Genomic DNA, 22,323 nt, shown 5'->3' with positions numbered 1-22,323 from the left:
GGCTGTAATGAAACTTCGGTCCCCCTCGACAAAGCCGGCGGTGCTGTTCACGAGCAGCGTGTGGCTGGCCGCGACCCTGGTTCAAGGGGTCGCGGCCCAGCAGAGCGCGCCGCCGGCGCTCACGGCCAGGCACTCGCCGTATTTGCCGGTGAGTGTGTCGCAGCACGCGAAGAACTACTACGGGATGATGAAGGGCATCGATAACCTGAGTGTGCGCCGCACCGCATCGGGCAATCTGATCCGCTTCAACTATCGCGTGACGGATCCGGTGGCGGCGCATCTGCTCGGCGAGAAGACCGCGACCGCCTACCTGTACGGGCAAACGAGCCACGCGGTGCTCGAGATTCCGGTGATGGACAAGGTCGGGCCGTTGCGCCAGACCGGTCCACTTGAAGCCGGGCAGGAATACTGGATGGTGTTTTCCAACAAGGGCGGGCCGATCAAGGCCGGCGAGCGCGTCGACATTTTCATCGGTTCGCTTCATGTCGACGGACTGATCGTCGAATGATCGCGGCACGGTGATTTGCAACACAAATGGGGGAGGTGAATCATGTCCCGGTTTCTTTTGAAGGCGATTTCGGCGGCCTCAGTGGCCTGTGTTCTGGCATCCTGCCCGGTCGCATACGCGGCCTCGGCCGCAGGAACGGCGCAAGCCGCTGCGGCGAGTCATCTTGGTGCGGCGCAGATCGTCGAGCGGAACGTCGCGGCACGTGGCGGGCTTCAGGCGTGGCATGCGGTCAATACGATCACAATGTCAGGGCAGATCGATGCCGGTGGCAAGAAGAACACCAGGCTGCCGTTCACGATGACGATGAAGCGGCCGAACAAGAGCCGCTTCGAGGTTCGCTTCAACGAGCAGACGGCGTTTCAGGTCTACGACGGCGCGCGGGGCTGGAAGGTCAGGCCCTTCCTCGGACGCGACGAAGTCGAACCGTATACCCCTGCGGAGGCTAAATCGGCTGCGGCGTCGGCTGACCTGGAAGGGCCGCTGATCGACTATGCGAGCAAGGGCTCACGGGTGGATGCTCTGGGTATGGAATCGGTGGAAGGGCATCGCGCGTATGTCCTGAAGCTGACGACGAAAGACAATACGTCACGCCGCATCTGGATCGACGCAAGCAGTTTTCTCGAACTGAAGATCGACGGCGAACCACGCAAGCTCGACGGCCGGATGCACGACGTCGCCATCTTCTATCGCGATTACAAGAAAGAAAATGGGCTCGTCATTCCGCACACGCTGGAAACCGCCGTCAGCGGCGTCAAGCCGACGCACAAGCTGACGATCGACCATGTCGTGGTGAATCCGCCGGCGGACGATACCTTGTTTGCGAAACCGCAACTGGCCATGGCCAAAGTGCCGAACCAGCAGCCGCTGGTGAATAGCCACTAGCCGTTATCGTGCGAGGTCCACTGCCATGACACGAATCGCACTGTGGGTGCTCATCGGCTGCCTGACGGCGGCGGTGTACGCGAGCGAGCAAATACCGGAGCACGATCTGAGCGCGGACCAGATCGTCGAGAAAAATATCGCCGCGAGGGGAGGGCTCGACGCATGGCGGAATATCCAGACGATGGTCTGGGTCGGGCACGTGGATAGTGCGAATACACCCGCGGAGGAAATGCCGTTTGCGCTCGCGCTGAAACGTCCGAACAAGACACGCTTCGAGGTCACCGTGCTCAGCCACCGGGCTGTCCGGGTATTCAACGGCAAACAAGGCTGGAAGGTGAGCCCGAGCGCGACCGGCGGCGGCGAAGCGCGGCCGTACACCATGGACGAGCTGAGTTCCGCGCATGACGAGCAGGTCATCGACGGATTGCTGATCGACCATCAGGCGAAGGGTGTCGATGTCACGCTCGACGGTATCGACAAGGTCGACGGACACGATGCATACCGCCTCGGCGTGAAGTTGCCTTCCGGTGTGACCCGTCATGTGTGGGTCGACGCGCAGAGCTTTCTTGACGTGAAGTACGACCGCGTGGCGCGGGGCCCTCGCGGGCCGGTCACAGTGGAAGTGAAGTACGGCGACTACAGGAGCGTCGACGGTTTGCAGATACCATTCACGATCGAAAGCGGCGCAGCGGCGGCCGGAAAGGGTGACAAGCTGATGATCGACAAGGTGACGCTCAATCCGCCGCTTGACGATGGGATGTTCACGAAACCGGGCTCGCAGGGTCGGCGCAACTCGGTGTCGGTGAATGCCGATGCGTCGTCGCCCGCTCTGAGCCGGCCGGGCCCCTAGCCATGGACTGCGCCCGGGTCAGCCGAGGAGCCAGTGCTCGGGTGCGATGGCTCGCGGCGCTCGCGCTCGTTCAATGGGCATTGCTCGCCGCGTTGATTGTGCCGGTAGGCAAGGTGAACGCTGCCCCCTCGTCGCCGCCCGTAACGACAGCGAACACGGGGCAAGCGATCTTCCAGAAAGGCGTGCTGGGTTCGGGCGAACCGCTTGAAGCGATGCACGACGGCGGCGTGAACCTGCGAGGCGCCGCCGCGGCCTGCATGAATTGCCATCGGCGCAGCGGCCTTGGATCCAGAGAGGGGAATAACAACATCCCGCCGATCACTGACCGGTATCTGATCCATGCTCGCGTAGAGAACCCCGACGAGTTCGACCTCCCGTACATTCCCGGCATGCGCATCAATCGCGAGCCCTACACCGATGCGACGATCGCAAGAGCAATACGCGAGGGACTCGATTCGGAGGGCAAGCCGCTCAGCAATCTGATGCCGCAGTACGCGCTGAACGACACCGACATGACAGCGCTGATCGGCTATCTGAAACGCCTCGATCGACGCAGGCCAGCAGGTGTGACGGACACGGTGCTGCACTTCGCGACGATCATCACACCGGATGCGGACCCGGCGAAACGGCGTGGCATGCTCGATGTTCTCAAACAGTACTTCGATGACAAGAACGTGTTTCCGCTTGGCGCGACGCCACCGCTGCGCGCGTCGCACAAGATGATGTTCATGGTCAATCGTCGCTGGGAGTTGCATGTGTGGGAGTTGAGCGGACCGCCGTCGACGTGGCATGAACAGTTGAAGCGCCTACTGGTGGAGCAGCCGGTGTTTGCGGTGCTGTCGGGACTCGGCGGCAAGAACTGGGCGCCGGTCCACGAGTTCTGCGAGCAGGAGGCCGTGCCGTGTCTCTTTCCCAACGTGGAAGTGCCGGTCGAAACCGACCAGGATTTCTATTCCGTGTATTTCTCGAAGGGCGTACTGCTCGAGGCGGAGTTGCTCGCCAGGCGGATTCTCGATGAAGCCCATGGCAAACCCATGCAAGGAACGACAAGGGTGTGGCAGGTCTATCGCACAGGCGACAACGGCGAACGGGGCGCACAGGCGCTTGCCGCCGCGTTGAAGGGCCATGGCATCGCGGTGTCGAGCCGTGCTCTTGCGCCAGGCGACAGCGTTGCGCGCTCCATGCACGGAATTTCGCATGGGGACGTGCTGGTGCTATGGCTGCGTCCGCCCGACGTTGCGGCGCTCGGGCATTTGCCGCCGCCGTCGGACACCGTGTTCATGTCGGGGCTGCTGGGCGGGCTCGATAGCACACCGTTGTCGGCAAGCTGGCGCGGTGTCACGCGCCTCGCCTATCCATTCGACTTGCCGGACGGACGGCGTGTCCGTGTCGACTATGCATTCGGCTGGTTCTCGATCCGAAAAATCCCGATGGTCGCCCCGCAGGTCCAGGCGGACACTTATCTCGCGTGCGGTCTGCTGGCGGAGACGCTTGGTCATATGGTCGATGCGTTTGAGAGGGATTACCTGATCGAGCGCATTCAGGACATGCTTGAACGCCGCATCCTGACCGGCTACTACCCGCGCCTCACGCTGGCGCCCGGACAGCGCTTCGCGTCCAAGGGAGGCTATATCGTCCGCTTTGCCGAGCCGGACCGAGTCAGGCTCGTTGCCGACGGGGCCTGGATGGTGCCGTGACGATGTCGTGAGACGAAGCGTGGACTGGCGCGCAGGAAATCACGAGACGCTATCGCCCGCGCGGCCGGGCGTCTCCCCTACCGCAAGAATAGGACGTTGACCCATGTCGTTTCCTGTCGACGGTTTGCACAATATAAACGTGGCAAGGGGGCGCGAATACCTCACCGGAATGGGGCGCCGTAGTCGCGAGACCTTCTTCTCATTTCGCTCGTTGCCGTCAGGCGCGACACAGCAACGTAGTCATTGAATTTTTCCGCCGTTGGCAAATGTGTGAAGCACGGCGCAGGGAGAGATAGCCATGGCAAAGACTATTATCAGTATTCCTGCATTTAATCAGATGCTTCGCTGTGGTTGGACGGTGGCCTTCGTGGCGCTTTGTCTGTTCCAGGCTTCTACCGCACACGCCCTGCCTATATTCGCGCGTCAAACAGGACAAAGCTGCGTGGCGTGCCACGCCGGCGGTCAGTTTCCCGAGCTCACGCCGTATGGGCGCATGTTCAAGCTGAACGGATATACGCTCGGCGAACGCACCATCCCGCTCGCCGTGATGGGAACAGTCGATGCGACCAAGACCCGGCACAACAACGACGCTAACGGGAATCCCATCTCGCCCAAAGACGGCAATCTGACATGGGATGCGGCCAGCATTTTCCTCGCCGGGAAGATCACCGACAAGATCGGCGCGTTCACTCAATATACCTACACGAACTACGATCACCAGAATGGCGACGGCAGGTGGATCGGTAAATGGGCATCGGACAACACCGATGTCCGTTACGTGGAACGGATCATCGGCGAAGCGAGCGATTTCATACTGGGCGTAACGTTGCACAACAACCCGACTGTGCAGGACGTCTTTAACACCGCGCCTGCATGGAGCTACCCCTACCTTTCTTCGTCGACGAGCGCTGTTGGGTCTCCGGTGTTCACGCCTCTCATCGAGGGGGCATTGGCGCAGCAGGTCGTCGGCATTGGCGGCTACCTGTACTGGAACAAGATGGTGTACGCGGAACTGACCGCGTACAGCACCGCCGACGGAATCTGGTCGTTTCTGAGTCATGGCAGCAAGGCCGGAGACCTGGCCCACCCGCAGACCTATCTGAAAGGCTACAACCCGTATTGGCGCGTTGCGCTGACCCGCGAATGGGGCCCGCATAACATCATGGTGGGGACGTTCGGCTTGCTTGCCGATGTCTATCCCAACGATCCAAACGCTTTCCCGATCTTCACGCAGGGTGTGACCCGCTATCGCGATATCGGTGTGGATGCGCAGTATCAGTACCTGCTGGAACCGCATACGATTACCGCACAGGCGCGCTACACGCATGAGAACATCAGTGATCCGAATAATTTCGTTTTAGGCGACAGCCAGTCGGCAAATCTCAAATCGATGCTGCTGAAAGTGTCGTACATCTATCAGGCCAAGTACGGCGTGAGCCTCGCTTTCTTCAATGTGACGGGCAGCACAGATAGCGTGGCTTACGCCAGCAGCGCGAACTTTTCGCCTGCCACGCAGGGATGGATACCCGAGATCTTCTGGATTCCGGTGCAGAACATCCGGGTCGGCCTGCAATACACGCATTTCACCAAATACCTTGGATCCCGATCCAATTACGACGGCACCGGGCGAAACGCATCGGACAACGACACGCTGTTCGTCTATTTATGGGCCGCGTACTGGTGACGTCGATGCCGGCGTTTCCCACGCAAGTTAGTCGTACTTGCCCCTGGAATAAAAGGAAGGTGCCTTGCGTTTTTGCAGTATCGGCGAAAGCGAAGGCGTTGAAATACGTACTCATTGCGCCGCGCTTTGTCGCGCAGCCTTTAAGGGCGGTAAGCGCAGTCTGGAGGTTCGTGACATGAAAACGTTGGCGCAAATCATCTCCCTTGGGATGCTGCTTGCAGGATCGGGCTGTCACGAAATGGACCGGTCAAGGGCGGTCGATAACCCGGCAGTGGCCGGCAAGACCATTGCTCTGCAGGTCTGCTCGAACTGTCATGGCGTGAACGGCGTTTCGGTATCGCCGGCCTTTCCCAAGCTGGCGGGGCAACGAAAGGAATACATTGTCGATCAATTGACGGACTTCAAGACGCATGCCCGATCAGACCCGAACGCCAAGAGGTTCATGTGGGGCTTTACGCACCTGAGCGAGGCGCAAATCGACGAACTTGCCGCGTATTTTTCCAGTCAGAAGCCGGCTCTGGGTGAATCCGGCGACCAATCGCTCATGGGCGAAGGCAAAGCGATTTTTGTGTCCGGGTTGCCGGACAAGGGCGTCGCAGCATGCGTTTCGTGTCACGGCCAGCATGGCGAGGGCATGAATCAGTTTCCGCGGCTCGCCGGTCAGCACGCGGACTACATCGTCAAGCAGCTAATGGTTTTCCAGCGCGACACCGCTCAAAGACCTCGCGGTGAGATCATGAAGGAGGTCTGCGGCAATATGTCGGAGCAGGATATGCGCGCCGTGGCGGCCTTCGTGGAAGCGTTTCCTCCAGAGACCGAGGCAGCGGCCAACCCGCCGGCCGATCAATGAACAAGTTGACTTGCGTGTCGCTGCGCCCGTGGACGTGGCGATTCAGAGTCCAGGCGGTCCGTCTGGTCTGTGCAGCGCGGATGCACCGTTGCACGGCAGCGGCACCTGCAAGAACGCCTGCGTCATTGTTGAGGTCGCCTCGGTTGGGGGCATCAGCGGCGATGTGGCGAACAGTTTGCGCACCGTCTCCCCCCGGCGGGCGCTTTTTTTTCAATTTGCAGTGGAAACTTACGGAGCGAATCGGGACGCGGGCGCTCAAGGTAGCAACGGGTTTCCCGGTCACGTCTGGCAGCGCGTTTGTGGGACGGGGACCACTACTGGATGACCGCGCCTTGGGGCGCGGCCGTCGAACGAAGCGCGCCGGGAAAGCAGTCAACTGCGTGCCGACGGCATCCTGTCGACGCGATCGGCGCAATGGAGGGGACCATGAATCTGACCCGATCGTCTCTTGATGCCGGTGCGCCGGACCCGGCGCCCGTGCTTAAGTGGGATGTCTCAACGACCGCGGCGCAAACGGTGGATCTGCTCGACGAGCGCCCCTTCCTCAAGCGTCTCGGTGTCGTCGACTGGCTGTTCGCCGTCGTGATGGTCGCGGGCGCGGGCTTCGCGCTGTCGCGCTATCACCCGTTCATGAACTACTACGACAAACTGGTGTTGTGCCTGGCCGTGCCGGTGTTCGTCGTACTCGGCTGGCGCTGGAAGCCGGTGCGTCCGCTGATGGTGGGCATCGCCGCGCTGTCGTTGCTGGCAATCCAGATCTATCAGGGCGATCTGTCGCGCGCGGATAGCGCGTTCTTCCTTAAGTATTTCCTGTCGAGCCAGTCCGCGATTCTGTGGATGAGCGCGCTCTTCGTCTTCGCCACCGTCTTCTACTGGATCGGCCTGCTGTCGCGTTCACCGACCGGTGCCGCGATCGGTTCGAAAATGACGTGGGCCGCGGTGGTGATGGGCTTTGTCGGTCTGATGGTGCGCTGGTACGAGTCGTACCTGATCGGCGCGGACGTCGGCCATATTCCAATCTCGAACCTGTACGAAGTATTCGTGCTGTTCAGCCTGATCACCGCGCTGTTCTATCTGTACTACGAGCAGCACTACAACACGCGTGCGCTCGGCGCATTCGTGCTGCTGGTGATCAGCGCGGCGGTCGGTTTCCTGATGTGGTACTCGGTCGCGCGTGACGCCCAGCAGATCCAGCCGCTCGTGCCGGCGCTGCAGAGCTGGTGGATGAAGATCCACGTGCCGGCGAACTTCATCGGCTATGGCAGCTTCGCGCTGTCGGCAATGGTCGCGGTCGCGTATCTGGCGAAAGAGCGCGGCGTGCTGGCAGACCGCCTGCCGCCGCTCGATGTGCTCGACGACCTGATGTACAAGTCGATCGCCGTCGGCTTCGCGTTCTTCACGATCGCGACGATCCTCGGCGCGCTGTGGGCCGCGGAAGCGTGGGGCGGCTACTGGAGCTGGGACCCGAAGGAAACGTGGGCGCTGATCGTGTGGCTGAACTACGCGGCCTGGCTGCATATGCGCCTGATGAAGGGCCTGCGCGGCGCGGTGGCGGCATGGTGGGCACTGACCGGCCTGCTGGTGACGACTTTCGCGTTCCTCGGCGTCAACATGTTCCTGTCGGGGCTGCATAGCTACGGCAAGCTGTAAAAGAATGCCGGAGCGCCCGGACCCTTCGCCCGAAGCTCCGGCTTGGCGGCGCGTGGTTCGACGGGCGACACCCACTGCGGGTCTCTACCCATTCCCTTGGGCGAGCATTCCTACTTTATCCCTCTGCCAATCCGCGCGAGAATGAAGTCAGGGGTCCGGATAGACCCCGATCTACGGTCAGCGAGGTCGCCATGAGACGCATATATTTTTTGCTGCCGAGCACGCAATGTGCGCGGATGATTGTTGACGAGCTTCTGGTGAGGCGAGTCGACTGGCGGCATATTCACGTGATTGCCAACCATAATGTACGGCTCGACGATTTGCCGGAGGCCACACTTGCGCAGAGCAGCGACTTGCTTCACGCACTGACGCGAGGTACGGCGGCGGGTTGCGCGACCGGCATGTTGACGGGCCTGGTTGCATTGGCTTATCCGCCGGCGGGCCTGACCATTGCGGGCGGCGTTGTCGTTGCGCTCACGCTCGCGGGCGCCGGGTTTGGCGCATGGACGGCGACGATGATCGGCGTCGATGTACCGAATACGCGGCTGAAACGTTTCGAAGCGGCGATCGAGCGGGGTGAACTGCTGATGATGATCGATGTCCCAAAGGATCGCGTCGAGGAAATTGAAAAGATGATCAAGCTTCACCACGCGGAGGCCGAGATCCGGGGAACGGAGCCGACCATTCCCGCATTTCCGTAATCCGTTCCCGGACCCGGCAACAGTACGGCCAGGCCGGCGGCCGGTCACGCCCGGATGTCATCGATACCGGCGCCGGCTTGCCGCCGGAGCACGCAACGTTAACCCGCTGCGAGCATGCGCCGATAGCGCTCCAGAACCCGTGGCACGTAAGCGCGCGTTTCCCGCAGGGAGGGCACGCGATAGCCGGCCCGAATCACGGCATTTTCCCCAGCGTTGTACGCGGCCACGGTGAGTTCGACATCGTCCTTGAAGAGATCGAGAAGGAAGCGCAGATAGCGTGCTCCGGTCAGCACGTTGTCGCGCGGATTGAGCATGTCTCCACCGGCAAAGCGCCGTGCTGTCTCCGGCATGACCTGCATCAGTCCTTGCGCACCTTTGTCTGAAACCGCCTTCGGGTTGTATCGGGATTCGACGTCGATCACTGCGCGCAAGAGTTCGGGCTGAACGCGAAAGGTGCGGCTTGCTTCGTCGATCACATCGGCGAACCGCGACGCGTCGCCGCTCCCGGACGACGATGCTTGTGCACGCTTCGCATCGCGTTCGGAAGGCGGATCGCCGGCAACGATGACGGCCATCCCTGCTTTGCCAGGTACGTTGGTCAGGACGATTGCACCGTTACTCGCAACCGCTCCAAAAATCTCTGCGCGTGCATCCCCCGCTGATGCCATGCCAAGCATCGCGCATGCGATGAGGATCGCATGTCCTGGTCCGGATGAAAGGCTATAGCGCATGGTTGTGTTCCCCCGCATCTCAATTGTGGTGTGGAGAAATGCGCATCTGCAATGGGGCACCTCCCTACACTTTGAGGCGCAAAACGGACGGGTCGGAGGGCTGTACAAAATCGTTACGTTCGTAACGCCCGGTAACCGTGGGAAATCAGGTGCCGTACGACCCGGCATACACGTTGAAGGGGAATATTCCCGATTTGAACTGGCAAGCGGTAAGTATTGTCCCGTTGCCCAATTCGGCGCGTAATGTCTACTCCATCGGTATTGCTACTAATCTCCCGTCCGGGGAAAATTTGTTCAAATTTGAAACATACACGCAGCTATCCTCGGTCGTTTCAAACGTCATACGAATTTCACATACTGATCCATGCTGGCTCGCAGAGACATGGCGCGAACCTTGCGACGGGCAGACGCATGCAGCGTGGCTGCATAGCAAGTGAAAGTTAGGAATTCGAAGGTAGGGGATGTAAAAAAGACGAGACATGCGGTGGGCGCCGTTTAACGGCTGCACAGCCTTGTCGCGACCGGTTCCTGGCTGCCAGGGGTAAAAACATGAATACCAAATGCCGCGTCTTGATCGCCGAAGACCACGATCTGCTACGAAACGGTCTGCGCTCGATGCTTTCGGCGCAAGGAGGCTATGACGTCATCGGTGAAGCGAGGGACGGCAAGGAAGCCTGTCAAATGGCGATGACGCTGAATCCCGATCTGATGCTGATGGATCTGTCGATGCGAGGCATGAACGGAATCGATGCCAGCGCGGCGATCAAACGACGATCGCCGAACATACGAATCGTGGTGCTCACGGTTCACCAGAGCGAAGAGTATGTGCGTGAGGCACTGCGCGCCGGCGTCGAGGGTTACGTGCTGAAAGATGTCTCGTTCGATGAACTCCTGGTCGCCATGCGCATGGTGATGCAGGGGAAGAAACATCTGAGCGCCGACGTGTACGGGTACATGGTCGACTCGTTCGTCACGGGCCGCGAAGTGCATGCGCCAAAGAAGGCGTGGGACGTCCTGACGGCGCGGGAGCGCAGTGTGCTGAAGCTGATCGCCGAAGGGCGTACCAACCGGCAGGTCGGGCAGTACCTGAATCTCAGCCCGAAGACGATCGAGAAGTATCGAGCCAGCATGATGCACAAGCTCAATATCGCCAATCTGACGGAACTGGTCCTGGTCGCCATCAGCATGGGCCTGCTGACTTCTCTGGCCGAGAAGTGCTCCGAGCCGAACGTTGACGATACGCCTGTCCGCTTGCAGGCCGAGCCGGATCGACCGCCGGAGTCGCCTGAATACTCGGGAGAGCCCAAGTACGGGCTGGGCGGGGCCTGCTGAGTGCGAACGGAACTTGCGCTAGGCGGTCCATGCCGCCGAGACCAGCGTTCCGCTCGTACCGAACGACTGGATTGAAAACTTGCCGCCGTGCGACTCGACCCGGTGTTGCATGCCGATGAGGCCAAGCCCGGTTGTGCAGGCGTCTTCTGTCGACAGCGGACGGTTTTCGTAGCCGATGCCGTTGTCCAGAATCGTCATCAGGAGGCCGCCCGCAATGCGCCGGAAACCGAGCGTGACTTCCGTGGCCGCTGCATGCTTGACGGTGTTGTTCAACGCTTCCTGGGCGAGCCTGAATATGTCGGCCTTCAGATGCTCCGGCACGTCCTCGTCGCCGACGTCGCAGTTGAACACAACTGAGACGTTTTCGGCGCCGTGCTCGATGCGCCGGCATAGTGAACCCAGTGCGCCGGGCAAGCCGAGCTGATCGAGCATCAGCGGACGCAGTTCGCCGCATATCTGCCTCACGTCGCCGATCGTCTCGCGGATTCTGAGCACGGTTGCATCCAGCAACTGGGCCGCGTCGTCGACCTGCCCGCGGCGTATCCGCATCAGCGCGTCCTCAGCCATCAGCTTGACGAGCGTCAATGCTTGCCCGAGACCGTCGTGCAGTTCCGCCGCAAGGCGCTGACGTTCTTTCTGTTGACCCATCGTTAGATACGTCAGATGGTCCCGCGCACTCGCATCGGGCAAACGCGTGGCATTCGCAAGTTCGGGTCCGGAGATCAGCGGCTCCTCAAAAAGCGTCAGCAACGCACTGCGCCCGGTCTCGCCGGTGGGGACCGACTGCTGGTGCAACATGAGCTGGATCGGGTGGCCGGTGCGGCCGCTGAGTACCGCAGGAAAGGAGTGAAATTCTCGATGAGCGCTCACGGACAATTCGCTCGCGAGCGGCGCCCAAAAGCTGTTCGGCGCCATGTCGGCGAGTTGCTTGCCGACCAGGTCGGCATTCGAGTAGCCGAGGAGGGCCGCCGCAGTGCGGTTCGCCGACAGGAACGTTCCATCTGACGTGAGAATGGCAAGTGCCGCGCCGCGCGCATCGGTGACGTTGGCGGTAGCTGGTTTGTGGGTCCGGGCCGCAATGCAAAGCTTGCGCATGGCCTCGATCAGGTCGGCCAGCTTCATCTGCAATCCCGTGGGCTCGTTTGCATCCATTGGAGATCCCGATGCGTTTTCTTAAGGAAACCTTAAGGCTATAAGTAATTGTAGGCCTCGACTAACCCTCGCTGCAACCGGGCAAGTACTGAGTCGCGATGTGGGGACACCCCGGCTGAACGAGGCGGGTTTTCCCGCTGGCGGACATGCCCTACCGTGCTTTGGGGGCTCTCATCCAATGACGCTCGCGCACAAATTCATGAGACTGAATATGCACGGTGGCGCACCTTTCATGCGCTCACGCGGGTATCGACGCCGTGCTCATGATACTTCTGGAGCCAGCGATGAGAACGACCAACGTAGTCCTGATCGGCGCGGTTCTGCTAGCCGGCGCCGGACTGGCAGGTCCCGCGGCATGGTGCGCGGCTGCCGCAGATGCCGCCGATGGCGCCGACGCGCATATGCATCATCACATGATGTCGGGCACCATGCGCTCGACCGTCGACTATACGCTGCCGCCGGTGAAGCTGGTCAGGGACGACGGTAAGACGGTCTCGTTGATCGATGAACTGAACGACGGCCGGCCGGTGATCCTGACTTTCATCTACACCACCTGCACCACCATTTGCCCCATGGTCAGCCAGACGCTCGAGAAGTTGCAAAGCGAGTTGGGCGGCGAGCGGGACAAGGTGCACATCGTGTCGATCTCGATCGATCCTGAGCAGGACACCCCGGCACGCCTTAGAACGTACGCAGCCCGATTCGACGCGGGTCCGGAGTGGCAGCACTACACCGGCACCGTCGAGGCGAGCATTACGACGCAACGCGCCTTCAACGTCTATCGGGGCGACAAGATGAATCACACGCCGGTTGCATTCGTGCGATCGGCGCCCGGAAAGCCGTGGCTGCGTATTGACGGCTTCGCGACGCCAGCGGAACTGCTGAGCGCCTACCATGACGCCGTTGCGTCCAACTAACCGCGCACGGTGCTGTCAGGAGCGACGAAATTGGCTAAACAGCATCGTGTGCTGATTGCGGAGGATCAGCATCTTTTGCGCAGCGGCCTTTGTCGCATGGTGTCCGAACTATGCGACTACATCATCGTTGGTGAGGCGTGCGACGGACTCGAAGCATACCGGCTAGCGATCGCGACGCTGCCCGATCTCATCCTGATGGACCTGTCGATGCCGGGCGGAAGCGGTTTCGAGGCGATCGCCGCAATCAAGCGCCGCGCGCCGCGGATCCGCATCATTGTCCTCACCGTTCACCGCAGCGAAGAACACGTGCGAGAGTCGTTTGCCGCGGGCGCCGACGGCTATGTGATCAAGGACGCGTCTTTCGAAGACCTGGTCGGCGAGATGCGGCTTGTCATGCAGGGCAGGCACAACACGAGTCTCGACGTTCTCGGCCGCTGTGCCGATTCGCTGCACCTCGTTGCGGGTACCCCGCAAAAAGCACACCTCTGGGATGCGTTGACCGGCCGTGAGCGGTCAGTGCTGCGACTCGTTGTCGAGGGGCACACCAATCGGCAGGTCGGCGAGCACCTGAGGCTCAGTCCGAAAACGATCGAAAAGCATCGTGCGAGTCTGATGCGCAAGCTGGGCATCACGAACGTGACAGGTCTTGTGCGTATCGCAATCGACATGGGTGTGCTGACGCTGCCGGACGAAGAACGCGTGCATCACCCCTCCGCATAAGCGCGGCGCAACTGGAGGGTCTTTACCCATGTCTTTGGACGGCTCTCCCTACTTCTTGCCCGTATCGACCTGAACAAGAATGCATTCAACGGCTTCGGCAATGCCGAAGCGGTGGGTCGATACAGGGGGGAGCTGTGCACACTGAATTGTCCTCTATCAAGCCCGGCATGCCCGGGCGTCCGTGGCAGTGCGTCCGCCTCGAAAGGGGCGCGCGACGCAGCCGCGGCTTCACGCTGCTCGAGCTGCTCGTGGTGATGGTCATCATCGGCTTGCTGGCAGGTCTCGTTGCTCCCCGATATTTCGAACAGGTCGGCAAGTCGAATACGAAGATCGCGCGCGCGCAGATCGTCTCGCTGGGGCAGGCGCTCGATCAATACCGGCTGGATGTCGGGTCTTATCCGTCGACCGAAGAAGGGCTGCAGGCGCTCATCGCCAAACCGCAGGATGCGGCGCATTGGAGCGGGCCGTATCTGGCGAAGGCGGTGCCGGTCGATCCGTGGGATCGCCCGTACCAGTATCGCTCGCCGGGTGAGCACGGCGACTACGATCTTTTTTCGCTTGGCAAGGATGGACGAGGCGGTGGCGTCGGTGAGAACACGACCGTCTCGTCGTGGTAACGGTGCGCCGCGCGGTCGCCGCGACGCCGGGCCGGTAGTGGGTGGTTTGCAAGGAGAGTCGACGTGAAGTACGTGCTGCGTGTTTTCGATACCAGTGGTGCGGTCCAGACGCTTCGCATCGATAGCGATTCTTCGTCGACTGCTGCGTCGCTTGCACGCGCCCGCGGTCTTCGCGTCGTATCGGTTCGCGCCGACGCCGCACGGCGGCACTACCGGAAGAACTGGGCGGCGCTGCCCGGCGCCAGGTTCAACGTCGAACTGTTCGCGCGCGAACTCGCGGCATTGCTCGATGCAGGCGTCGGGGTCGTCGACGCATTGCGCACGCTTGGCGGCAATGAGCGCCGCGAGGCTTCGGCGCAGGTGTACCGGGAGCTGTTGCGGCTACTGGAAGAGGGGCAGTCACTCTCCGCGGCACTCGAGCACGCGAGCCACATCTTTCCACCGGTGCTGGTCGCCTGCGTGAAAGCCAGCGAGCAAACCGGCGGCCTCGCGGATAGCTTGACCCGCTATTCGCGCAACAGCGCGATGCTTCACGAACTGCGCGGCCGGGTGGTGTCGGCAGCGATCTATCCATCTGTTCTGTTGCTGGTGGGCGCGGCGGTCGTGCTGTTCCTGCTGGGCTTCGTCGTGCCGAGGTTCGCGACCTTGCTTGAACACAGCGGGCGCGAGCTCCCGCTGCTCTCGCGCTTGCTGATCGCCTGGGGCAGCATGGTGCACGCCCACGGGGCGGAGTTGAGCGTCAGCCTCGCCGTGCTGGCGGTGGTGGCCGGTTTCGCGCTGCGCAGGCCGGCGGTCCGGACCTGGATCACCGATCGCATGCTTGCCCTGCCGGGCATCGGGCAACACTTCCGTGTCTTTCGCCAGTCGCAGTTTTATCGCACGACCGCCATGCTGGTCGACGGCGGTATTCCCGCCGTGCGCGCGTTCGATCTTGCGCATGGGCTGGTCGGCCGCGCGGACCAGGCCGCACTCGCAGAGGCTCTCCAGCAGGTGCGCAACGGCACAAAGATCTCCGACGCGTTTCAGCAGGGTGGACTCGCCAACCCGATTTCCTATCGGCTCCTGACGGTGGCGGAGAAGACCGGCGGTCTTGGGCCTGTTCTCGACAGAATCGCTGCGTTTCAGGAGGCACAGGTGTCCCGCACGATTGATCTGATCTCGCGTTTGATCGAACCCGCGATGATGATTTTTATCGGTGTGGTGATCGGTGGAATCGTCGTGCTGATGTACATGCCGATTTTCGAAATCGCATCGAGCATTCAATAGACCTTCCTGGAGAAAAGACGTGGATTCCGTCAGCACAACTCTGGCAAGCCTCAATGCTGAACCGCGTGCCGAACCGCGTGTCGAGCTGCGCGACGCACTGCGAACGCTCGGCGAGCGGCATGGTTCCGGCATTCGTGCGCTGGAGGAGTTGATGACGCAGACGGCGCTGAGCGCGGACGAGATGCGCGCCCAGTTGGCCGAGCAATTTCGCATGAAGCCGATCAGCATGCGCGAGTTGAACCAGTACGAGCCCGATTTCGACGTGATGTCGTTCGTCGAAGCGACGACTCGACTGTGTGTGTGCTTTCGCGAGGCAAGCGGCGCAAATGGTACAAGCGGCACAAACAGTGGCAACGGTCTTCTGTTCGTCATCGCCGATCCGCTCGACGCGCGCACGCGAGGCTGCGTCGAACACCGCATGCGCTCACGGCCGACCGTGCCGTACGGCTGGGCGCTCGCCAGCGCGGGAGACATCAGCGCGTATCTGGCCGTGCGCGAAAAAGACGTGCGGGCGATGGACTCGCTCGCGTTCGACGACCCGATCCAGAGTGCCGTCGATCCGTCTTCGCTCGCGTTGACGCTGCAGGGCATCAGCAGTGACGACAGCCCGGTGGTGAGGCTGCTCAACTCGACGATCTATGACGCGCTGAAGATGATGGCAAGCGACATCCACCTCGAATGCCGTGCCAGCGGTTTGATGATCAAGTGCCGCGTGGACGGCGTGCTGACTGTGGTCCGCCGGGTGGAAGGCCGCGATGTCGCCGACCAGGTCCTGTCGCGCGTGAAAGTGATTTCCGAACTTGATATTGCCGAGCGCCGCGTTCCGCAGGACGGGCGTTTCAAGGCGCAGTACGCGGGACGTGACATCGATTTCCGCGTGTCGATCATGCCGAACCAGTTCGGCGAGGACGCGGTGCTGCGGATCCTTGACCGCTATCAGCTCTCGCAGGCTTCCGGCGGCCTGACGCTCGAGGCACTGGGTTTTCAGCAGGCCGATACACGCTTCATGCGCTCGGTCGCATCGATGCCGTATGGAATGCTGCTCGTGACCGGGCCGACCGGCAGCGGCAAGACGACGACGCTCTACGCGATTCTTACTGAAATCAACAACGGCCTTGAGAAGATCGTGACGATCGAGGACCCGGTCGAATATCAGTTGGGTGACATCCTGCAGATTCCGGTCAACGAAGCGAAGGGGCTGACGTTCGCGCGTGGACTGCGGTCGATTTTGCGGCATGACCCCGACAAGATCATGGTCGGCGAAATCCGCGATCCGGAAACCGCGCAAATCGCCGTGCAGGCAGCGCTGACCGGTCACCAGGTGTTCACCACCGTGCACGCGAACAACGTGTTCGACGTGATCGGCCGCTTCACGAACATGGAGGTCGATCCGTACAGCTTCGTGTCCGCGCTCAACGGCGTCGTCGCTCAGCGTCTCTTGCGGCAGTGCTGTCCGGATTGCACAACCGATGAGGCGGTCGACGCGGACACGCTGGTCCGTTCTGGCATCGATCCTGATACCGCCGGCAGCTACCTGTTTCATCGCGGCACGGGCTGCGCGGCGTGCCGCGGCAGCGGATACCGCGGACGCCGCGCGATCGCGGAAGCTTTGCGCATGAACGACGAGTTGCGGCAACTGTTGTCGGAGCGCGCGCCGCTTGGAGCTATCAAGGCGGCAGCGATGCGCTACGGCATGCAGTCGCTGCGTACCGCCGCGGTCGAACTTGTGAAGCGCGGCGAAACGACTCTCGAGGAGATTAACCGTGTCACGATGGTTGAATAGTCCGCTTGCAATCGGAGTCGGCACACGCGAGATTGTCGTCGGTGCACGCATGCCCCGGCTGTCGCGCCTGCGCAAACCGGCATCTGCCGCCGAGCCTGCCAGCGTTGCGATTCCAGAGGCGCAGTGCTGCACCGAACCGGGCGCACTCGATGCGCTGCGCACAGCGCTTGCCGACACGCTCATCGCCACGCCCGCGGCGGATGCCGCGTCAGTGCAGCAGGAGGTTGTGCAGAAGCGCAGCGCAACCATCGTGCTGGATGATTTCTGGGGCAATCACGCGATCTTGCGCGGCGATTTCCGCGCGCTGCGCGCGCGCGAACTCGAAGAGATCGCCTTAGCCTATTTCACCGATACCTACGGGATTGACGGCGCGTCGCTGGTGGTGCGGTTCAGTGTGCAGCGCGGCGGTCGGGCTCTGTTTGCCAGCGCGATGTCGCGCGAACTGCTTGACGGTATCCACGACGTGAGCGCGGCCGAACATGTCGGGATTGGCCGCTTGACGCTATGCCTTCCGGAGATGCTCAATCGCGTCGGCGATGCAGCCGAGGGCGGCGAGGCGCTGCTGCTGTTCGTCGCGGACGAGCAGATGCAGGCGGTCATGATTGAGCAGAATCGCTGGGTCGCCTACGACACACAGCGCCTGTTTCCGGGTGATGCGGGCGACGCGTCCCGGCTGGCCGAACTGGCCGAGCAGTTGTTCGAACGCTCGGCGACGCGGGCGAGCCTGAAGCACGAAGACTGCAAGATCCATCTCTTCGGGGTCGAGACCGAACTGGCGCCGTTCGAAGCGCGTTTTGCGGCGGCAATCCGGCAGACGCCGGCAACGGACCGCTCGCCTGCGCATCGGCTGATGGAGTGTGCACAATGATCCCGCGCCTTGACCTCGACTTCAGTGGGCGCCGCGCGACCCCGGCGGCGGCCGGCCTGATCCTGCTGTGCGCCGCTGCCGTGCTGTTGCTCGCAAGCGGCGCGCGGCTCTGGCATGCGCACGCGGAAAACGATCGCGCGCAGGCGCAACTGGAGGCCGTCCGGCAGCAGACAATGGCAAGCCGGCATTTGCTGAAGGCGCCGCTGACGCCGGCCGCCAGGCTCGCGGAAAAGCAGAGTCAGTCGGTTCTGCGGGAACTGACCGTGCCGTGGCAGGACCTCTTCTCGATCGTCGAAGACTATCCCGATCACGATGTCGCGCTGATCGGCATCGATCAGAACCCCGCGCAAAGCCAGATCCGTATCACGGCCGAGGCGAAGAACTTCGACGCGATGATCGCGTACCTGAAGTATTTGCAGAGCAGCGTTCTGCTGCGGGAAGCCGTGCTCAACGATCACCTGATCGAGACGAACGTGCCGGGCAAACCGGTGCGTTTCCAGATCACTGCCGTCTGGAGGAAGTCATGAAAGCGGACCAGCTACAGGACATGCTGTTGACGCTGCGCTTCGAGATGCGGCGCGCGTTCGGCCTGCCGGGACTGCTCGGCGCGCTGGTGATCGGCGCGGCCGCCATCGTGTGCGCCTCAACTCCCAGTGTGGACGCCGGGACGCGCGACATGCACGAGATGCAGGATCCTGCGCGCGTGGCGCGGACGGCGAACGCGCATTACCGTGCCGGCGAGCGCAGCGCGCCGGCCGATGCGGTTGCGCTCGATACCTTGCCGGGACTGTTCCCGGGTTTCACGCAAAGCGCGAGCGATATCGCGGTGATATTCGCGCAGGCTCGCGACAGCAATCTGACGCTCGGCTCCGCCGAATATCAGGTGACGACCGAAGCCGGTGCGCCCTTTACGCGGTATCAGGTGCTGTTGCCTGTCAAGGATCAGTACAGCGCGATCCGGCATTTTCTCGCGGCAGTCCTGAACAACGTGCCCAATGCGGCGCTACAGGCGATCCACGTCGAACGTCCTGCGGTCGACGGCAACATTCTCGATGCGCGGGTCCGCTTCGAACTCATCTATCGGACGGCGCAGCCATGAACCTCGCTCTGGTCAAACGCGTTCGAACTCATCTATCGGACGGCGCAGCTTTGAACCTCGCTCTGGTCAAACGCGTTCGAGCTCATCTACCGGACAGCGCAGCCGTGAAACCCGCTCTGGTCAAACGCGTGTTGCTGACGTTCTGCGCGATCGCCGCCGTGGGGCTCGGATATCGCGCGCAGGTGGCGGCGACCCAGACGCCGACGGTGCTTGCCGCGCTCCACGGCGCGAGGCATGACGACATGCGGGCGCGGCCTGCTTCCGCTCATCTCCAGTCCACCACATCGGCCGCGTCCGCAGCTACACACGCAACGACGCACGCAGTTGCGCCGGCCCCGGTTCCTGCGTCGCACGTCGGCGCCGCCAACGCGAAGCCGACGATAGCGGCGACGCCACGCGCAAGGCTGATCTCCCTGCGCGCGCCTCTGTCCGTCGAATCGACCAACAATCCGTTCGCCGCCTCTTCGTGGCTTCCGCCGCCGCCTCCTGTCGAGGTGCCGGTCGTACCCGAGGTGCGAGCACCGGCGCCGACCGCGCCACCCGTGCCTTTCACGTACGTGGGCGAGCTGGATGCGAAAGCGGCCAAGCCGCAGGTATTTCTTAGCAACGGCGAGCGGTTGCTGATTGTTTCACCGGGCGAAGTTGTCGATGACCAGTACCGCGTCGAGTCGGTTTCGGAATCCGACGTGGTGCTGACCTATCTACCGCTTAACCAGACGCAGTCCGTATCCATACCAAGAGAGGCAAAGTAGATGACAACCTCACGCACACGGGGTGCGGGCCGCAATGGGGACAGCGGCCCAGCGAACCATCTCTTGCCACCTGTCCCATTCCGTGCTCAGCGCAGGCCAATCGCGGGGGTCGCGAGAAAGCGTGCGCTCGCGGTCGCTATCTCCATGCTTGCCGTCAGTGGTTGCGTGCAAATGCCGATCCTGCATGACACTCCAACCGGCGCCGAGGCGAAACTCAACTATCTGCACGACCGCAATGATCAGGTCAACACGCTACTCGATCAGGCCGACCAGTTTCGTCAGAGCTACCAGTTCGATGCCGCGATCCAGAGGCTTTATGCGGCAAGCCAGATCGATCCGACCAGTGAACGCGGCCGCAAGATCGGCGCGCTGATCGACCAGGACCGCCGGGATCTCGCAACCCTGCAGGAAGCGGACCGCATGATGCAGCGCGGCTCGTTTGGGCCGGCGTCCGATCGCGTGCACCGCGTATTGCTGGCGAATCCGACCAATGCGCTCGCGTTGCAGATGCAAAAGGAAATCGACGACAAGATTCGGCAGCAACGCGCGGACAAGGAAGAGCAGCGTGCCGCATCGTCGATCATGCGTACCCCAATCACACTGCAGTTTCGCGATGCCAATGTGCGCATGGTCTTCGAAGCGTTGTCGCGCACGTCGGGATTGAACGTCATCTTCGACCGCGACGTTCGTGCGGACTTGAAGACGACCATCTTCGTGACGAACGCGTCGCTGCAGGATACGGTCGATATGATCCTGATGCAGAATCAGCTCGACAAGAAGCAACTCAACGCGAATACGCTTTTCATCTACCCGGCGACGCCGGCCAAGCAGCTTGAATATCAGGAATTGAAGGTACGCACGTTCCAGTTGTCGAATGTCGACGCCAAACAGATCCAGTCGCTGCTGAAGAGCCTGCTGAAGATCAAGGAAGTCGTGATCGACGAGCGCGCGAACACCGTGACGATCCGCGGCACCCCGGACACCATCAAGGTTGCCGAAGAGATGATCGCCGCGCAGGATTTGCCCGAACCGGAGGTGATGCTGGAAGTCGAAGTGCTGGAGGTGTCGCACGAACGCCTGTCCAATCTCGGGATCGAATGGCCGAACTCGTTCTCGGTGTCGACACCGTCCACCGTGGACACATGGGGCGCATTGCACCATCTTCCCATCAATGCGCTGAATGTCAGCGGTCTGTCCGCGACGGCAAACTTCAAGCTCACCGATACCGACGCGAATTTGCTGGCGAGTCCGCGCATCCGGACGCGCAACAAGGAGAAGGCCCGGATCCTGATCGGCGACAAGTTGCCGGTGATTTCGAGTTCCAGCACGCCCAGCACGAGCGGACCGTCATACACGCAAATGATTCAGTACATCGATGTCGGTATCAAGCTCGAAGTGGAGCCGCAGGTCTATCGGGATGGCGATGTCGGCATCAAACTGAATCTCGAAGTCAGCAATATCACCAATACGATCCAGAGCGGCAATTCGCAAACAGGTCTGAGTTCGCTCGCCTATCAGATAGGAACGCGTAGTGCGTCGACAAGCCTGCGTCTGAGAGACGGTGAAAGCCAGATTCTCGGCGGGCTGATCTCGGATCAGGACCGCAGGTCGGCCGACAAGGTGCCCGGCCTCGGGCAGTTGCCTGTGCTCGGGCGCCTGTTCTCGGACCACAACGGCGACCATGTGAAGACGGAGATCGTGTTGCAGATCACGCCGCACATTGTCCGGCCGCAGCTCGCGGCTGATGTGGACACGCAGGAGGTCTGGTCCGGCACGGACGTCAATGTGCACGCCGACCAGCTTCGGCTCGATCCCGTCATGGCCGCCGCGGCGGTGCCCGGAGTGCCTGCTGTAAAGCCGCTGCCGGGCAGCGTAGGCGGTGGCATGACAGGTGGTAAGTCCGCTCAAGCCGGCGCAGCGGCGAACAGTTCGACGACGGTGCCCGCGACCGGTTCGTTTGGGCAACTGCCGCCGCCGCCGCGCACGACGCCGCCACCCGCACCCTACGGAGGACGCTTTGCGCCGCAATCGACCGCGCCGGCGCCGGTGCCGGTTCCCAATGCGCCGCCGGCAGCGGAGCAGGCGGGAGGCGAGGCCGAGCCGGGCGCTGGGGCGAATGCGGCGCCGGCGGCCACCCAGCCGCCCGCGCCTGCCCCGGCGGCACCCGCACCGGTACCCACGCCCCCTCCGTTGATCCTGCAGATGCCGCCGGGTGACATGCCGACCGAGAACCCGCTTCGCTCGATTCAAAACGGGTATTGAGG

21 protein-coding genes are annotated in these 22,323 nt (G+C 62.0%); 19 read left to right on the top strand and 2 right to left on the bottom strand.

All coding sequences use genetic code 11. From position 1 onward, the window contains the following. Nucleotides 1-7 precede the first annotated feature (7 nt). The 8 genes from M0D67_RS20465 to M0D67_RS20430 all read left to right on the top strand — a co-directional run bounded on the left by M0D67_RS20465 (nt 8) and on the right by M0D67_RS20430 (nt 8,822). The gene (locus tag M0D67_RS20465; protein ID WP_154565703.1) at nt 8-508 is read left to right on the top strand and encodes a hypothetical protein; all 501 of its coding nucleotides are present in this window, start codon (nt 8-10) and stop codon (nt 506-508) included. A gap of 42 nt (nt 509-550) precedes the next feature. Next, the gene (locus M0D67_RS20460; RefSeq protein ID WP_266239518.1) at nt 551-1,390 is read left to right on the top strand and encodes an outer membrane lipoprotein-sorting protein; all 840 of its coding nucleotides are present in this window, start codon (nt 551-553) and stop codon (nt 1,388-1,390) included. A gap of 25 nt (nt 1,391-1,415) precedes the next feature. Continuing rightward, nucleotides 1,416-2,240, top strand: a complete 825-nt coding sequence (locus M0D67_RS20455) for a hypothetical protein (protein WP_154565702.1) — start codon at nt 1,416-1,418, stop codon at nt 2,238-2,240. A 2-nt stretch (nt 2,241-2,242) separates the two neighbouring features. Continuing rightward, the gene (locus M0D67_RS20450; protein ID WP_266239517.1) at nt 2,243-3,937 is read left to right on the top strand and encodes a c-type cytochrome; all 1,695 of its coding nucleotides are present in this window, start codon (nt 2,243-2,245) and stop codon (nt 3,935-3,937) included. Between the two features lie 442 nt (nt 3,938-4,379). Continuing rightward, nucleotides 4,380-5,621, top strand: coding sequence for a cytochrome C (locus M0D67_RS20445; RefSeq protein WP_266239516.1), 1,242 nt, complete (start codon nt 4,380-4,382; stop codon nt 5,619-5,621). 175 nt (nt 5,622-5,796) lie between these two features. Further along, entirely contained in the window at nt 5,797-6,471 is a 675-nt protein-coding gene (locus M0D67_RS20440) for a cytochrome c (protein WP_266239515.1), read from the top strand. Nucleotides 6,472-6,993: 522 nt separating this feature from the next. After that, nucleotides 6,994-8,121 carry a c-type cytochrome biogenesis protein CcsB gene (ccsB, locus tag M0D67_RS20435; protein ID WP_266239540.1) on the top strand — a complete coding sequence of 376 codons (1,128 nt, stop codon included), beginning with the start codon at nt 6,994-6,996 and terminating at the stop codon, nt 8,119-8,121. Nucleotides 8,122-8,312: 191 nt separating this feature from the next. Further along, the gene (locus M0D67_RS20430) at nt 8,313-8,822 is read left to right on the top strand and encodes a DUF1269 domain-containing protein (protein WP_154564741.1); all 510 of its coding nucleotides are present in this window, start codon (nt 8,313-8,315) and stop codon (nt 8,820-8,822) included. 98 nt (nt 8,823-8,920) lie between these two features. Here the strand turns inward: M0D67_RS20430 and M0D67_RS20425 are convergent, their stop codons facing one another. After that, nucleotides 8,921-9,553, bottom strand: coding sequence for a lytic transglycosylase domain-containing protein (locus M0D67_RS20425; protein WP_266239514.1), 633 nt, complete (start codon nt 9,551-9,553; stop codon nt 8,921-8,923). A 549-nt stretch (nt 9,554-10,102) separates the two neighbouring features. Between M0D67_RS20425 and M0D67_RS20420 the strand changes: the two genes are divergently transcribed. Further along, complete coding sequence (locus tag M0D67_RS20420; protein WP_154564737.1) at nt 10,103-10,885, top strand: response regulator transcription factor; 783 nt, start codon at nt 10,103-10,105, stop codon at nt 10,883-10,885. A gap of 18 nt (nt 10,886-10,903) precedes the next feature. Here M0D67_RS20420 and M0D67_RS20415 read toward each other — a convergent pair whose 3' ends face one another. Beyond that, nucleotides 10,904-12,037, bottom strand: a complete 1,134-nt coding sequence (locus tag M0D67_RS20415) for a histidine kinase (RefSeq protein ID WP_266239513.1) — start codon at nt 12,035-12,037, stop codon at nt 10,904-10,906. 284 nt (nt 12,038-12,321) lie between these two features. Between M0D67_RS20415 and M0D67_RS20410 the strand changes: the two genes are divergently transcribed. The 10 genes from M0D67_RS20410 to M0D67_RS20365 all read left to right on the top strand — a co-directional run bounded on the left by M0D67_RS20410 (nt 12,322) and on the right by M0D67_RS20365 (nt 22,321). Then, the gene (locus M0D67_RS20410) at nt 12,322-12,954 is read left to right on the top strand and encodes an SCO family protein (protein WP_266239512.1); all 633 of its coding nucleotides are present in this window, start codon (nt 12,322-12,324) and stop codon (nt 12,952-12,954) included. Nucleotides 12,955-12,984: 30 nt separating this feature from the next. Continuing rightward, complete coding sequence (locus tag M0D67_RS20405; RefSeq protein ID WP_266239511.1) at nt 12,985-13,674, top strand: response regulator transcription factor; 690 nt, start codon at nt 12,985-12,987, stop codon at nt 13,672-13,674. 167 nt (nt 13,675-13,841) lie between these two features. After that, nucleotides 13,842-14,291, top strand: coding sequence for a type II secretion system major pseudopilin GspG (gene gspG, locus M0D67_RS20400; protein WP_200652037.1), 450 nt, complete (start codon nt 13,842-13,844; stop codon nt 14,289-14,291). 63 nt (nt 14,292-14,354) lie between these two features. Then, a complete protein-coding gene (locus M0D67_RS20395) occupies nt 14,355-15,557 on the top strand; it encodes a type II secretion system F family protein (protein ID WP_171928180.1) in 1,203 nt (400 codons plus the stop codon). Nucleotides 15,558-15,708: 151 nt separating this feature from the next. Continuing rightward, the gene (locus tag M0D67_RS20390; protein WP_266239539.1) at nt 15,709-17,340 is read left to right on the top strand and encodes a GspE/PulE family protein; all 1,632 of its coding nucleotides are present in this window, start codon (nt 15,709-15,711) and stop codon (nt 17,338-17,340) included. After that, nucleotides 17,321-18,208: a hypothetical protein gene (locus M0D67_RS20385; protein ID WP_266239510.1), complete on the top strand. Its 888-nt coding sequence runs from the start codon at nt 17,321-17,323 to the stop codon at nt 18,206-18,208. Before M0D67_RS20390 ends, M0D67_RS20385 begins: the two co-directional genes overlap by 20 nt. Further along, entirely contained in the window at nt 18,205-18,735 is a 531-nt protein-coding gene (locus tag M0D67_RS20380) for a hypothetical protein (RefSeq protein ID WP_266239509.1), read from the top strand. Before M0D67_RS20385 ends, M0D67_RS20380 begins: the two co-directional genes overlap by 4 nt. Next, entirely contained in the window at nt 18,732-19,307 is a 576-nt protein-coding gene (locus tag M0D67_RS20375; RefSeq protein ID WP_266239508.1) for a hypothetical protein, read from the top strand. The genes M0D67_RS20380 and M0D67_RS20375 overlap by 4 nt, the downstream gene beginning before the upstream one ends. Nucleotides 19,308-19,411: 104 nt before the next feature. Beyond that, a complete protein-coding gene (locus M0D67_RS20370) occupies nt 19,412-20,059 on the top strand; it encodes a hypothetical protein (RefSeq protein ID WP_266239507.1) in 648 nt (215 codons plus the stop codon). Nucleotides 20,060-20,230: 171 nt separating this feature from the next. After that, nucleotides 20,231-22,321: a type IV pilus secretin PilQ gene (locus M0D67_RS20365; protein ID WP_266239506.1), complete on the top strand. Its 2,091-nt coding sequence runs from the start codon at nt 20,231-20,233 to the stop codon at nt 22,319-22,321. Nucleotides 22,322-22,323: the final 2 nt, after the last annotated feature.

The sequence above is a fragment of the Paraburkholderia sp. SECH4 genome, from assembly GCF_030511745.1.
Classification (GTDB): Bacteria; Pseudomonadota; Gammaproteobacteria; order Burkholderiales; family Burkholderiaceae; genus Paraburkholderia; species Paraburkholderia madseniana.
Note: the sequence above shows the minus strand (reverse complement) of the source record. Positions and strands in the feature narration are given on the sequence as shown.

Coding starts and splice junctions, on each gene's coding strand:
- M0D67_RS20465 (WP_154565703.1), top strand. CDS start 8: ATGAAACTTCGGTCCCCCTCGACAAAGCCGGCGGTGCTGTTCACGAGC.
- M0D67_RS20460 (WP_266239518.1), top strand. CDS start 551: ATGTCCCGGTTTCTTTTGAAGGCGATTTCGGCGGCCTCAGTGGCCTGT.
- M0D67_RS20455 (WP_154565702.1), top strand. CDS start 1,416: ATGACACGAATCGCACTGTGGGTGCTCATCGGCTGCCTGACGGCGGCG.
- M0D67_RS20450 (WP_266239517.1), top strand. CDS start 2,243: ATGGACTGCGCCCGGGTCAGCCGAGGAGCCAGTGCTCGGGTGCGATGG.
- M0D67_RS20440 (WP_266239515.1), top strand. CDS start 5,797: ATGAAAACGTTGGCGCAAATCATCTCCCTTGGGATGCTGCTTGCAGGA.
- M0D67_RS20430 (WP_154564741.1), top strand. CDS start 8,313: ATGAGACGCATATATTTTTTGCTGCCGAGCACGCAATGTGCGCGGATG.
- M0D67_RS20425 (WP_266239514.1), bottom strand. CDS start 9,553: ATGCGCTATAGCCTTTCATCCGGACCAGGACATGCGATCCTCATCGCA.
- M0D67_RS20420 (WP_154564737.1), top strand. CDS start 10,103: ATGAATACCAAATGCCGCGTCTTGATCGCCGAAGACCACGATCTGCTA.
- M0D67_RS20415 (WP_266239513.1), bottom strand. CDS start 12,037: ATGGATGCAAACGAGCCCACGGGATTGCAGATGAAGCTGGCCGACCTG.
- M0D67_RS20410 (WP_266239512.1), top strand. CDS start 12,322: ATGAGAACGACCAACGTAGTCCTGATCGGCGCGGTTCTGCTAGCCGGC.
- gspG (WP_200652037.1), top strand. CDS start 13,842: ATGCCCGGGCGTCCGTGGCAGTGCGTCCGCCTCGAAAGGGGCGCGCGA.
- M0D67_RS20390 (WP_266239539.1), top strand. CDS start 15,709: ATGACGCAGACGGCGCTGAGCGCGGACGAGATGCGCGCCCAGTTGGCC.
- M0D67_RS20380 (WP_266239509.1), top strand. CDS start 18,205: ATGATCCCGCGCCTTGACCTCGACTTCAGTGGGCGCCGCGCGACCCCG.
- M0D67_RS20375 (WP_266239508.1), top strand. CDS start 18,732: ATGAAAGCGGACCAGCTACAGGACATGCTGTTGACGCTGCGCTTCGAG.
- M0D67_RS20365 (WP_266239506.1), top strand. CDS start 20,231: ATGCCGATCCTGCATGACACTCCAACCGGCGCCGAGGCGAAACTCAAC.